The 12,969-nt window shown below is 67.3% G+C and carries 10 protein-coding genes; 3 read left to right on the forward strand and 7 right to left on the reverse strand.

The window, feature by feature from the left end; all coding sequences use genetic code 11:
- Positions 1 to 38 precede the first annotated feature (38 nt).
- The 3 genes from AC07O3_RS12130 to AC07O3_RS12140 are packed head-to-tail and all read right to left on the reverse strand — an operon-like array spanning position 39 to position 3,495.
- Positions 39 to 1,064 (reverse strand): ABC transporter permease, encoded by a 1,026-nt coding sequence (locus tag AC07O3_RS12130; RefSeq protein ID WP_093049123.1) that lies wholly within the window; start codon positions 1,062 to 1,064, stop codon positions 39 to 41.
- Positions 1,065 to 1,080: 16 nt separating this feature from the next.
- A complete protein-coding gene (locus AC07O3_RS12135; RefSeq protein ID WP_495339414.1) occupies positions 1,081 to 2,607 on the reverse strand; it encodes a sugar ABC transporter ATP-binding protein in 1,527 nt (508 codons plus the stop codon).
- Between the two features lie 12 nt (positions 2,608 to 2,619).
- A complete protein-coding gene (locus AC07O3_RS12140; RefSeq protein ID WP_495339415.1) occupies positions 2,620 to 3,495 on the reverse strand; it encodes an amidohydrolase family protein in 876 nt (291 codons plus the stop codon).
- 188 nt (positions 3,496 to 3,683) lie between these two features.
- On the opposite strand from AC07O3_RS12140, the gene AC07O3_RS12145 reads away from it, so the two are divergent.
- The gene (locus AC07O3_RS12145; protein WP_093050352.1) at positions 3,684 to 4,463 is read left to right on the forward strand and encodes an IclR family transcriptional regulator; all 780 of its coding nucleotides are present in this window, start codon (positions 3,684 to 3,686) and stop codon (positions 4,461 to 4,463) included.
- Here AC07O3_RS12145 and AC07O3_RS12150 read toward each other — a convergent pair.
- Positions 4,460 to 4,897 carry a helix-turn-helix domain-containing protein gene (locus tag AC07O3_RS12150; protein WP_495339416.1) on the reverse strand — a complete coding sequence of 146 codons (438 nt, stop codon included), beginning with the start codon at positions 4,895 to 4,897 and terminating at the stop codon, positions 4,460 to 4,462. The two genes, AC07O3_RS12145 and AC07O3_RS12150, sit on opposite strands and share 4 nt — an antisense overlap.
- 78 nt (positions 4,898 to 4,975) lie before the next feature.
- On the opposite strand from AC07O3_RS12150, the gene AC07O3_RS12155 reads away from it, so the two are divergent.
- A complete protein-coding gene (locus AC07O3_RS12155; protein WP_495339417.1) occupies positions 4,976 to 5,824 on the forward strand; it encodes a class I SAM-dependent methyltransferase in 849 nt (282 codons plus the stop codon).
- Positions 5,825 to 5,894: 70 nt separating this feature from the next.
- Complete coding sequence (locus tag AC07O3_RS12160) at positions 5,895 to 7,781, forward strand: sensor histidine kinase (RefSeq protein WP_495339418.1); 1,887 nt, start codon at positions 5,895 to 5,897, stop codon at positions 7,779 to 7,781.
- On the opposite strand, the gene AC07O3_RS12165 is transcribed toward AC07O3_RS12160, so the two are convergent.
- From AC07O3_RS12165 to AC07O3_RS12175, 3 genes are read right to left on the reverse strand one after another with little or no spacing between them, the layout of a single operon-like run.
- Positions 7,753 to 8,730, reverse strand: coding sequence for a tripartite tricarboxylate transporter substrate-binding protein (locus AC07O3_RS12165; RefSeq protein ID WP_495339419.1), 978 nt, complete (start codon positions 8,728 to 8,730; stop codon positions 7,753 to 7,755). The two genes, AC07O3_RS12160 and AC07O3_RS12165, sit on opposite strands and share 29 nt — an antisense overlap.
- A 43-nt stretch (positions 8,731 to 8,773) precedes the next feature.
- Positions 8,774 to 10,069 (reverse strand): alpha/beta hydrolase family protein, encoded by a 1,296-nt coding sequence (locus tag AC07O3_RS12170; RefSeq protein WP_495339629.1) that lies wholly within the window; start codon positions 10,067 to 10,069, stop codon positions 8,774 to 8,776.
- Positions 10,070 to 10,119: 50 nt separating this feature from the next.
- Entirely contained in the window at positions 10,120 to 12,867 is a 2,748-nt protein-coding gene (locus AC07O3_RS12175; protein WP_495339420.1) for a tannase/feruloyl esterase family alpha/beta hydrolase, read from the reverse strand.
- Positions 12,868 to 12,969 lie beyond the last annotated feature (102 nt).

Consider the following 12,969-nt stretch of genomic DNA (forward strand, 5'->3'; position numbering starts at 1 on the left):
TCTCCTGTGGTTGTAGAACGAAACGAAAGCGAGGGGAATCAATGCGTCTTGCTGCCGCGGCGGCGCAGGATGTCGGCATACACGGCCAGGATGATGATCACGCCCGTGACCACCGTCTGCCACTCTTGCGCAACCGAAAGAATGCGCAACCCGTTGGTGAGCACGCTCATGATGAAGGCGCCGATGATCGTGCCGACGATGGTGCCGGTGCCGCCGCTGAGCGACGTGCCGCCGATGACCACGGCCGCAATCGCGTCGAGTTCGTAGCCCTGCCCCAGCGCGGGCTGCGCCGAGTTCAGGCGCGAGGCAATCAACAGCCCCGCAATGCCGCAGATGCCACCGCTCACCGTGTACACCACGATCTTCCAGAAGTCGGTGTTCACGCCCGACAGGCGCACCGCTTCTTCATTGCTGCCGAGCGCGAAGGTGTAGCGGCCCAGGATGGTCTTGTTGAGCACAATGCTCGCGGCCACCGCCACCAGGAACAGGATCAGCACCGCATTTGGAATCGGCAGCGCCGGAATGAAGTAGCCGATGAGCGAGTCTTGCGAGATCGCCGGAAAGTCCGGCGTGTCGTTGAAGTAGATCGGCTTGGTACCCGAGATCACCAATGACAAGCCCTTGAGCAGCATCATCATGCCCAGCGTCGCGATGAAGGGCGGTATCTTGAGCTTGGCGATCAGCACGCCAGAGACAAAGCCTGCCAGCGCCCCGAAGAGAATCGCGGCCGCAATGCCCAATGCGAGCGGCATGCCCATGTAGGTGAGCACCACGCCGGCCATGACGGCGCAGAAGGTCATCAGCGTGCCAACCGACAGATCGATGCCCGCGGTGATGATGACGAAGGTGCAGGCAATGGCCAGCACACCGTTCACCGCTGTCGACTGCAGGATGCTCACGAGGTTGTCGGCCTGCAGAAACTGCGGCGACGCGACGCTGAAGAACACCATCAGCGCGACGAGGCTGGCAAAGGCCAGCAGCTTCTGCCTGGTGGCGGGGCGGAAGAGCCGTGCCCTCAGCGAGAAGCCGGGCGTGACAGCAGTGGTGGCGGTGGGGGTCGTCAAAGGGTGTCTCCAATCGTCATGCGGTGGCGGCAGCAGCAGCGGTGGTTTCACGCCGGGTGGCGAGCTGCATGATCTTTTCCTGCGAGGCTTCGCGCGCCGGCAGCTCGCCGGTGATGCGGCCTTCGCACATCACGAGCACGCGGTGGCTCATGCGCAATATCTCGGGCAGCTCCGAAGAGATGATCACGATGGCCTTGCCCTGCGCGGCAAGCTCGTTGAGCAGGCGGTAGATCTCGGCCTTGGCGCCCACGTCGATGCCGCGCGTGGGCTCGTCGAAGAAGAGCACGCCGCAGTCGCGCAGCAGCCACTTGGCGATCACGATCTTCTGCTGGTTGCCGCCCGACAGCAGCCGCACCTGCTGGCGCACCGAAGGCGTCTTGATGCTGAGCTGCTTCACGTAGCGCTCGCCGGCCGCCTCGATGGCGCCCTGGTCGATGAACAGGCCCATCGACAGGAACTTCTTCATGCTCGGCAGCGCGATGTTGGTTTCCACGTCCATGCCGGTGGCCAGGCCGAAGTGCTTGCGGTCTTCCGACAGATAGCCGATGCCGTGGGCCACCGCGTCCTCGGGCGACTTGATCGACACCTTCTTGCCGTGCACGAAGACCTCGCCCGCGTCGATACGGTCGGCGCCGAACACCGCGCGCGCCAGCTCGGTGCGGCCCGCACCCATCAGGCCCGCAAAGCCGAGGATCTCGCCGCGGCGCAGCACGAAGCTCGCGTTGCGCACCATCGTTCCGCGGCAGATGCCCCTGGCCTCGAGCACGATCTCGTTGCCCGAGGTGTCGGGCATGTCGGTTTCCACCTCCGCGAGCTGGCGGCCCACCATCATGGCGATGAGCGAATCCATCGGCGTTTCGGCCATCGGCACGGTGGCGATGTACTGGCCGTCGCGCATCACGGTCACGCGGTCGGCGATGCGCTTGAGCTCGTCCATCTTGTGCGAGATGTAGACGATGGCCACGCCCCGCGACTTCAGCCGCCCGATGATGCGGAACAGATCGGCCACCTCTTCGTTGTTCAGCGCGGCGGTGGGCTCGTCCATGATGAGCACGCGCGAGTCGAACGACAGCGCCTTGGCGATCTCCACCATCTGCTGCTTGGCCACCGTGAGCTCACCGACCGGCGTGCGCGGGTCGAGCCGCAGGTTCATGCGCTCGAAGATGCGTTGCGTCTCGGCGCACATGGCCTCTTCGTCGATGAAGAGGCCGAAGCGCCCGCGCGGCTCGCGGCCGATGAAGATGTTCTGCGCGGCGCTCAGGTGGTTCATCAGGTTGAGCTCCTGATGGATGATGCCGATGCCCAGGGCCTGCGCAGCGCGCGGGCTCGCGATGTCCACGGGCTGGCCGTCGAGCAGCACTTCGCCGGAGTCCTTGCGGTACACGCCCGCCAGCACCTTCATCAGCGTGGACTTGCCCGCGCCGTTCTCGCCCATGAGCGCATGCACCTCGCCGGGCAGCAGATCGAACTGCGCCTTGTCGAGCGCGCGCACGCCGGCGAAAGACTTGCTCAGGTCGCGAAGGGTGACGATGGGTTGCGTCATGAACTTTCCCTGTCAGTGCAACGGCAGGTCGTAGAAGCGCTGCGCGGTGCCGTGCCACACGCTGGCCTGCTCGCTTGGCGAAAGGCTGCCGATGCAGGCCTCGCTCACTGCGACCCAGCCCGCGTAGTTGCCGGCCAATGTGAGCACGGGCCAGTCGCTGCCCCACATCAGGCGATCGGGCCCGAACACGTCGAGCAGGTGCTCCCACACCGGGCGCACGGCGTGCACCGCCGCATCGACGTCGCCGTGCGTGAATGGCGGAGCCTCACCCCACAGCCCCGAGAACTTGCAGCACACCTGCGGCAGTGCCGCGACCGCTGCAATGCTCTTGCGCCATCGCTCGAAGTCTTCGCTGCCGTGCGCGCCGACGGGGGGCTTGGCCCCATGGTCGACCACCACGGGCAGCTCCGGCCATTGCTTCAGGAAGCGCAGCAGCGGCGGCAGGTGCCGTTGCTTCACCAGCGCATCGAAGCGCAGGCCGAGCCGCAGCAAGGTGCGCAGCGCATCGGGACGCGGCCGGTGCGCGATCCAGTCGTCGTCGGGCAGGTCCTGCAGCATCGGCCGCACGCCCTTGAACCTGGGGTGCCGCGCCATCCGCTCCAGCGAAGCGACGGCGCCAGGCCGGCTCAGGTCGACCCAGCCGACCACGCCGCCGATGACGTCGTGCGCCGTGGCCAGGTCGAGCATGAAGTCGGTTTCGGCCTTCGATTCGGCAGCCTGCACCAGTACGGTTCGGCCAACGCCGTGCGCCTGCAGCAGCGGTGCGAGGTCTTCGGGCAGGAAGTCGCGCACCAGCGGGGCCAGCGCCGGCACGCTCGCGCTCAACCACGTGTAGTCGCCGCGTGCGGGCCGCCAGAAATGCTGGTGCGAGTCGATGCGCTGGATCATGTCGGGTCGCGGGCAGCGGTATGCTGCCGAACGCCTTGCCTCTCTAGTCCATGTGTGAACAGAGTATTTACATACGAACTTTTAGCGTCAAGCGCACTTCATGGGTGCTTACCCGTAGAACGAAACTTGCAAAAAGCGATGTCTGCTGTTGAAATTCATCAGTGAACAAATCGATTCAAACCGACATCCTGAGCAAGCCCGCCGAAGACCCTGAGCGCTACCGCGCGCCCGCGCTCGACAAGGGCCTGGACATCCTCGAACTGCTGGCCGACCAGCCCGAGGGCCTGACGCGCGGCGAGATCGTGAAGGCGCTCGACCGTGGCCCGAGCGAGATCTACCGCATGCTCGAACGGCTGGTGGCGCGGCAGTACGTGCTGCGTTCGCTCGCGGGCGACCGCTACAGCCTGAGCCTGAAGATGTTCGACCTGGCGCACCGCTACCCACCGAACCACCGGCTGGTCACGCAGGCGCTTCCGGTGATGGACCGCTACGTGAAGGAGGCCGAGCAGTCGTGCCACCTGGGCGTGTACGACCGGGGCAACGTTCAGATCGTGGCGCAAGTCAACAGCCCGGCGGCGAGCAACATGACAGTGCGGCCCGGCACACGCGTAAACCTGCTCGACACCGGCTCGGGCCAGGTGCTGCTGGCCTGCGAATCGGACGAGCGGCGCAAGCAGATGGTGGCCGAGCACGTGGCGCTCGACGGCGAGGTGCAGATACCGCCCGACGAGCTGGAGCACATGCTCGAAGCCGTCCGCGCCACCGGCTACCGGCAGCGCGAGAGCATGCAGTACTTCGGCGTGATAGACATCTCGTGCCCCATCCTCGGCCCGCACGGGCATGCGCTGGCGGTGCTCACCACGCCGTACATCCGGCGCATCGACCGCCATGCGATTCCGTCGCTGGACCGCGCGCGCGAACTGATGCTGCAGGCTGCGCGCGACCTCTCGCTGCTCGCGAACGCCTAGTTCCCGGGAGGCTTGGGCGCCTTCTTCTTTCGCCCGCCGATGGCCCCGGACGCCGCAGCCCCGAGGATGCGGCGAAAGGTGGGGCATTCCATGTGACTGGGCGCGCGGCACACAGCAGCGTGCCGCAGGCCGTCGCGCATGGCGCTCAGGCTGCTGATCGTCCTGTCGAGTTCTTCCGCCTTGGCCGTGAGCATCAACCGGTCGATGCGCGGCTGCCCGTTGGGCCCGAACATGCGCGCGATCTCGTCCAGAGAGAAGCCGGCGGCGCGCCCCAGCGCAATGAGTGCGAGCCGCTCCAGCACGCTGGCATCGAACAGACGGCGCAGGCCTTGCCGCCCGGTCGAGGCGATCAGCCCCTTCTCGTCGTAATAGCGCAGCGTCGAGGCGGGCACGCCGGAGCGCTGCGCAACCTCGCCGATATCCAGATGTTTCATTACCCTCTTGACCTCAAGCCGACTTGAACTTGCATAGTGCGTTTTCCGCCTCATGAAGGCAAGCCAAAGGAAACAACCATGGACGACAGCACCCCGCAGGCCGGCGACGAACAGGCAAGGCTCTGGAACGGCTCGGCCGGACGCGCCTGGGTCGACACGCAGGCAACGCTCGACCGCCTGTTCCAGCCCTTCGAAGACCTGCTCGTCGAGGCTGCGTCCGCCCGACCGGGAAGCCGCGTGCTCGACGTAGGCTGCGGCACCGGCAGCACCACGCTCGCATTCGCACGGCTGCACGGCGCCGAAGACGGTTGCGTCGGCATCGACATCTCGGAGCCGATGATTGCCGTCGCCCGCAGCCGCGCCGAGCGCGAAGGCCTGCCGGCAAGCTTCATCTGCGCCAACGCGCAGACCCACGCCTTCGAGCCCGCGAGCTTCGACAGCATCATGTCGCGCTTCGGCGTGATGTTCTTCGACGACCCCGCGCGGGCCTTTGCCAACCTGCGGACTGCCGCAAGGGACAACGCCGAGCTGCGCTTCATCGCCTGGCGCAGTGCGGCAGAAAACCCGTTCATGACCACCGCCGAGCGCGCCGCCGCGCCGCTGCTGCCGAACCTCCCCGCCCGCCGGCCGGATGCGCCGGGCCAGTGCGCCTTCGGCGACAAGCGCCGGGTCCACGCCATCCTCGAAGAGAGCGGCTGGGCCGACATCGACATCCAGCCCATCGACGTGCCCTGCACCATGCGCGAGACAGAACTGCTCGGCTACCTGAGCCGGCTCGGCCCCGTCGGCAATGTGCTTCAGCAGGCGGACGAGCACGTGCGTGCACAGGTAATCGACACGGTGCGTGCCGCCTTCGAGCCTTTTGTGCATGGTGACGAAGTGCGCCTGACCACGGCTTGCTGGATGGTCGTTGCACGCGCACCTTGAAAGCACCGGAGCGCGCCGCACGAACTCCTGCAAGCCTTGCACACGTATCGCCTCCCTTACACTGCCCTTCATGAGTACGCAGGGCTCACCCTCATCCGCGCCAGGCAACACGATCACGGGCGCAGATGCACCGGCTGGCCCCGGCGACTCCCATTCCCAGCTGGTTCGCGAACGCCTGTTGCGCCGCATGTTCGTGATGGGCCCGCCCACGGTGCTCACAGCGCTGGCCGCGGCCATCGCGATGGCCGGCGTGTTCTTCTGGATGACCCGCGGCCTCGGCGCATTGATATGGGGCTTCGTGATCTGCGCGCTGCTCGGCCTGAGGCTGGTGTTCATGCGCTGGAACGCGCGTCTGTACCCGGAGCCCGAGTTCACCTTGCGCCAGCCCGACGGCGCGTGGCGCTTCATGTGCCCGCTGGGCGCCTACATGTCCATGTGGACGCTGGCGCCCTGGGCGCTGATGCCGCCGGGTACGGAATCGCCCATGCGAATCCTGATACTGCTGCTGGGCATGTTCGCCGTGCTGATGGGCTCGGTGCCGGTGATCGCCACATGGCGCGCCATGGTGCCCGTGGTCACCATTCCTCTCACGCTGGGCGTGGTGACGCGCTTCGCGTGGATGGGCGGCACGGACGGCTGGTTCACCTGCGTGGTCGGCCTGCTGTTCGGCGGCTCGATGGCGCGCTACGCACTGTCGCAGCACCAGCTCATCCGGCGCAGCCTGTCTGACCAGATCGACAAGGAACTGCTGAGCGAGCAGCTGTTGCGCCAGTCGTTCGAGCTGCAGCGGCTCAACCGCGAGCGCAGCCGGTTTTTCGCGTCGGCCAGCCATGACCTGCGCCAACCCGTGCATGCACTGGCGCTGTTCTCGCGCTCGCTGGAGCGCGACCTCGCGGACCACCCGCTTGCCCCCGTGGCCGGCCGCGTCGTGCAGGCGACCGACGCAGTGAGCGGCCTGCTCAACGCGATGCTGGACATCTCCAAGATCGATGCGGGCACTGTGGTGCCCCAGCCCATGGAGATCGCCGTGGACCCGCTGTTCCTGCGGCTGTCGCAACTCTTCGAGCCGCGCGCCCAGCAGGCGGGGCTTTCGCTGCGGTTCCATACCGGGCCCGAATGGCTGAAAACCGATGCCGACCTGCTGCTGCGCGTGCTGACCAACTTCGTCGACAACGCCCTCAAGTACACACGGCACGGCGGCATTCTTGTGAGCGCGCGACCACGCGGCGACCGTTTGCGCCTGGCCGTGTGGGACACGGGCCTGGGCATCGCACCCGAGCATCTGCCTCATGTGTTCGACGAGTTCTACCAGGTCGACAACCCGCAACGTGATGTCGCGCGTGGCCTGGGCATCGGGCTGGCCATCGTCAAGCGCCTGGTCGACCTGCTCGGCGGTGAAGTCGGCGTGCGTTCCCGGCAGGACCATGGCAGCGTGTTCTGGGTCGACCTGCCGCGCCGACCACCGGCACCGGCAGCCCCGGCCCTCGCGCCCACGGCTACGCCCGCTCCCGCCGCGATCGACACCACGGAACTACCGCTGGTGCCGCCACGCGTACTGCTGCTCGACGACGAGCAACCTGTGGGTGAGGCGGTGCGCATGTGGCTGGCACCCTACTGCGAGCGCATCGAAATCACCACCCGGCTGTCCGATGCCTGCGCACAGGTGCGGGCAACGCCGGAAGACTTCGACGCTTTCATCGTCGACTTTCGGCTTGCTGACCCGCAGGACGGCATCCAGGCGACCGCGGAACTGCGCCAGCTTGCCGGCCGTCGCGTGCCCACGATCCTGGTCACGGGCGATACCGACCCCGAGCGTGTGCGTGCCGCTTACGCCAGCGATCTGGTCGTGATGTTCAAGCCGGTTCAGCCGGAGGTGCTGCTGCGCACCCTGCACCAGATCATCCGCAGCGAGGAAAGAGAGCCAGCCCTCAGTCCGCGTAGACGCCAGCCGCCTTGATCACAGGCGTCCACTTGGCGATCTCTTCGATCACGAACTTCTTGTGACCTGCGGGCTCGATGCGCCCGTCGGTAGCCACCACGGCGCCCAGCAGCTCTTCACGATGGATGAAGTCCGGGTCTTTCAACGCGACCTTCAGCGCGTCATTCAGCTTCTTCAGCACCGGCGCAGGCGTGCCCTTCGGCGCATAGAGACCGTGCCAGATGGTGACCTGGAAGTTCTTCAGCCCGGCTTCGTCGAGCGTCGGCAAATCTTTCAGCATCGGCAGCGCAAGCCGCTTCGACGTGGTGACCGCAAAGGCTTTCACCTTGCCGGCCTGGATCTGCGGCGTGGTGTTGGTGGTCTGGTCGCACAGCAGGTCGATCTGGCCGCCGATCAGGTCGGTGATGGCCGGGGCGGTGCCCTTGTAGGGCACGGGCGTCATCTCGGTCTTGGTGGCGCTCTGGTACAGCAGGCCGCACAGGTGCGAGGCGGAGCCCACGCCGGCATTGCCGATGTTGATCTTGCCCTTGTTGGCGGCGATCCAGGTGCTCAGCTCCTTGTAGTTGCTGGCGGGAATGCTGGGCTTGGAGATGAGCGTCATCGGCACGTCGTTGACGATGCCCAGGTATTCGAAGTCGGTCTCGACCTTGAACGGCACATTGCGCACCAGGCTCGGCACGGTGGCCATCGCGATATGGTTCAGCAGCAGCGTGTAGCCGTCGGGTGTTGCGCGCGCCACCTTGGCCGCGCCGATGGAGCTGCCGGCACCGGGCACGTTGTCGATGATGACGGTGTTGCCGCCGAGCGGCTTGCGCAGCGCCTCGGCAAGGTCGCGCGCCACGCGGTCGGTCGGGCCGCCGGCCGCGAAGGGCACGACGATGGTGACGGGCTTGCTGCCCGGAAAGTCCTGCGCGTGGGCAGCGACGGCGGCAGCGGCGATCGCCGCGAGGGCGAACAATTTCTTCATGGAGTCTCCGGGACGTTGGAAAAAAATGGATGGAAAAAGTAGATCAGGGCGCGCGTGATGGCACGCGGCTTTCGAGCGCGGGCGGCTGCCACGTGGGCTGGATGTGGCAGCCGTTCTTGCCGTCGGCATCGTAGCGAGGCATCAGCGACTTGCAGCGCTGCGCGAGGCTTTCGGGCGTGGGCTTCTCGCCCTTGTCGATCCAGTCGAGCAACGCGGCAAAGAGCGCGGGATATTCCGAATCGCTGAGGTAGCTGTGCTCGCGCTCGTTGCTGAAGCTCTGCACCAGCAGGTCGCCGGTGCCTGCCGCATCGCGGATGCGGCGATAGGAATTCTCCAGCTCGACGAAAGCGGTCGGGTCGTCGATGGCATGCAGGCCCACGGTGGGCAGCGCGGTGCGGCCGGTGGGCTGGCTGTCGGCCGCCAGTGCGCCCTTGGCCTGCGGGTCGGCCGCGTAGCGCGCCACGCCGGCATTGAGCGCCGCGTCGTCGGCCGAGCCGCTGTAGACCACGCCGATGTTGCCGAAGGGGTTGCGGCCGTTCAGGCGTTTCTGCACCAGGTCCTGGAACAGCCAGGTCGCCCATGTGAGGTGCCCTACCAACGAGCGCTCCTGGATCTTCACGACCGAAAGAATGGTCTTCAGTTTCGCCGCCTGCTCCGGCGTGCGCTGCGCGGCGGGCAGGCCGACGCCGGTACATGCCTTCACGCGTTCTGCAAGTTCGGCGCGCGTGAGCTTCGAGTCCATCGGCAGGCCCATCCACAGCGGGTACTGCGGCTCGTCGGGGCGCGGGTGGTTGCGGCAGACGTACTGGTACACCACGCGCAGGTCGAGCCGGAAGTCGTAGGCGCTGTTGCCGCCGCCGAGCACGCCGCTGGTCAGCAGCAGGCCGTCGTACGGGCTCTTCGCGCCGCCGGCCGGCGCATACAGCTCGGCCGCTTTCGCCGCCACGCCCGCGCCGTAGCTCTGCCCGTGCAGCAGCGTGCGGCGCGGCTGGCCGAAGTGGCGCACGAAGATCTGGCGCAGGCGCTCGGTGTCTTCGGCCGACATGGTCACGCCGTAGCCGCCGCGCCGGTAGGTGGAACCGGCCCAGGCGTAGCCGGCCTTCACGGTGACGGCCCAGCGCTTGAGGTCTTCCGCGCTGCGCTCGAGCTTGGGCGCTCCGGTCTCGGGGCCGCCGTGGGCGTGCATGACGAGCACGCCGCGGTTCCAGTCCTTCGGAATGGCGATCCAGTAGAGGGCGCCCGTGCCGTCCTCACCGGTGTAGCAGCGCGCGGCCTCGGGCACCGGCGCGGGGCAGGTGGCGGCCTTGGGTGCGGTCGCCGCCGCATGCGCGGACAACATCGGCGCAGCGCCGATCAGTGCGAATGCCGCGAGGCTGGACAGTCGTTTTTTCAATGGCGTACTCCGAATTCGAGCGCCGCGTTCGCTCCCGGGTCGGAGACGAAGGCGAGAACGCCGCTGTTGAAGATGAAATTGCCCGGTCGGCCCGCATCGGCCTGCACCACGCCCAGCACGGGCGCGTCGTAGCTCAGCACCGCGGCAGCACCCGCCAGATTGAAACCGTTGCCGGCCACCGTGGCATCGTGGTTCTCGCCCTTGACACTGACCAGCGCATAGCTCCCGTCGGCCGTGCCGGGCGTCAGGCTCTGCTGCAGGCCGAACACACGCAGCCCCGCATTCGCGGCCGACTCGCGCACCAGGTGCACCGGCACGGCGACGCCGTTGACGAGGCCGATCACCATCGAGCCGGTGAGCGTGCCGCCGGTGGTCACGGCGCTGCCCGTGGGCGAAGTGGTGAACAGGTCGAACGAGGCGCGCGTGGTGTTGTAGGTGACGTAGCCCTTCTCGGTCTGCGTGCAGTTGGCGTCGTAGATCATGAAGCCGCCCGACACCGGGTCGCGGCAGTACTGGAAGGTGCCCGCATTGCGCAGCCGCACGGCCAGCGACTGCGCGCTGGTGCCGCCCGTGCCCTGTAGCACACCCACCGCGTTGAAGATGTTCGCCACCGACTTGAAGTCGCCCGACACCGGCGCCGCCGCGAAGGTGTTCTGGAACGCCACCAGGGGCGCAAAGCCGCCGCCGCTGGGCGCATTCACGCCGCCCGACACCACGCCGCCGGGCCCGAAGCTGAACACCGCGCCGCTCTCGGCGCTCGAATAGCTGCAGTTGCCCTCGGCAATGAGCGAGCCGGTGCGCTGCGTGCCCACGGTGCGCTGCAGGCTGGCGTCGATGGTTATGGCGTAGGTCATGGCGGCGGGGTCGATCTGCACGCGCAGCTCTTCGCCGAAGCTGTTGCCGCCCTTGTAGCTGGTGACGGAGGCGGGCAGGTTCGGGCAGGCCAGCGGGTCGCCGACCTCGGTCACGCAGCTGTAGTTGACGGCCGCGTCCAGGCTGCCGCTGCCGCGGTACTTGGGCCATGCCGGAAAGCGACACAGCGGGCGCGTGCGGCCATAGGTGCCGGCCACCGCGTCGGCCGCGATGCCGGTGGCGGGCGCGAGGCCGCCTTCCACCCAGCCTTCGAGCGCGGCGAGCGAGTCCCAGTTGGGAATGAAGCTGCCGGTGCCATGGCCCATGCCGGGCACGGTGTAGAAGCGCATGCCCTGATCGACCGCCGCCTGGCCCAGCGTGGCGACGACCTGTTTGTAGTAGTCGATGGTCGAGTTGTTGCTGATCACCTCGTCGGCCAGCCCGTGCAGCATGATGAGCCGGCCGCCATGGCCGAAGAACGGTGCCAGGTTGGGGTTGGTCGCGTCCGTGAGGTTCGATACCGCTGTCACGCGCGCGGTGTAGGCGCCCGGGTCGAGTGGGTCGAAGGTGAGCGAATCGAAGGCGTCGATGCGCGTGACGAAGTACTTCACCCACTGGTCGCCGGTGACGTACATGTTGGCGTCCAGCGAGGTCGCCGGGTTGCCCGGCACAGCGCGCGTGCCGAGGTCGCGCGTGGTGTACGGGCCGGCCACCAGCGTGCCTTCGAGGATGTTGTAGCCGCCCGCGCGCTTCACGCCGTTGGCCAGCGAGTAGGTCGTGAAGTCCAGCGGGTTCTCGATGGCGCGCACGGTGTCGAGCTGCGCGTCCGACAGGCAGGTGTTGCCCGTGTCCGTGCCGCCGGGGCAGCGCAGCGAGGCCAGGATCTGCGTGTTCAGCAGGCGGCAGCTCTCCACATTGCTGATGAGGTTGTCGGCTGCGCCGTCGAGCTTGTCGCAGGCGTTCATCACGGTCTTCTGCACCAGCAGCGTCTTGGTCACGTTCATCCAGCCCGCGCCGCCGTTGCGGTACAGGGCGCGGCCCACTGCCACGTTCGACAGGCGCGTGCCGGTGTAGTTGAGCGCGGGTTCGTTGGCGATCACGCCGTCGTAGTCCAGCGGCCAGCGCTGGATGTAGCTCAGCGCGTCGCGCCCGCCGGTCGAGGTGCCGAGAAAGTAGGCGTGCTTGGGCGCCATGCCGTAGCGCGCGAGCACCAGCGCCTGCGCCACGTCGCGCGTCTTCTTGAGCGAGAGGCCGCCGTAGTTGGCCAGCTGCTCGTCGTTGGCCGCGAACTTGCCATCGGTGATGCTGCCCGACTGGTGGCCCGAGTCGTCGCCGTAGGTGGCATAGCCCAGCGCCAGCGGCGCGGGCTTGTCGGCGGGGCCGAAGCGGATGACCTCGGTGCCGTCGATGAGCACGCCGTCGAAGCCGCCGCCGCCGAAGTGGATGGTTTTCTGGTTCCACTTCTCGGGCAGGTTCACCGCGAAGTTGATGACCTGCGAAGCGGGGTCCACCGGCTGGATGGTGCCGCGCACGCGGCAGTAGTCGCCGAGCGTGTTGCCCACGTCGCCCGCGGCCACGGGCGTGGCACTGGTGACGGTGGCGCCTTGCGTGGGCAGGCTGATGAGCGAGGCAGGCAGGCTCTTGCCCGACAGGTCGGCACACGAGACGACCGGCTGCACGGGCGGGGGCGGCAGGTTGTCGGGCGGGCCGTCCGGCGGGTTGTCGGCGGGCGGGTTATTGCCGTCGCTGGCGGGCGGGGTTGTGGGCAGGATCGGGAGGAAGCCGGCACCGCCGCCTCCCCCACCGCCGCCACCACAGGCGACAAGGATCAGCGAAATACCGATCGCGGAAACGACGGCACGAAACATCGAGGCGGGGCGCGTTGTGCGCATGGATTTGTCTCCGGCATGCGGCCTCGGTGGGCCGCTTTTTGAATAGGCGGCCGGACGATAGATTCAGAGTGACTTAGGGTCAAATAAAATAACAAGGCACTC

This window comes from Variovorax sp. GW821-FHT09D05 (assembly GCF_059416325.1).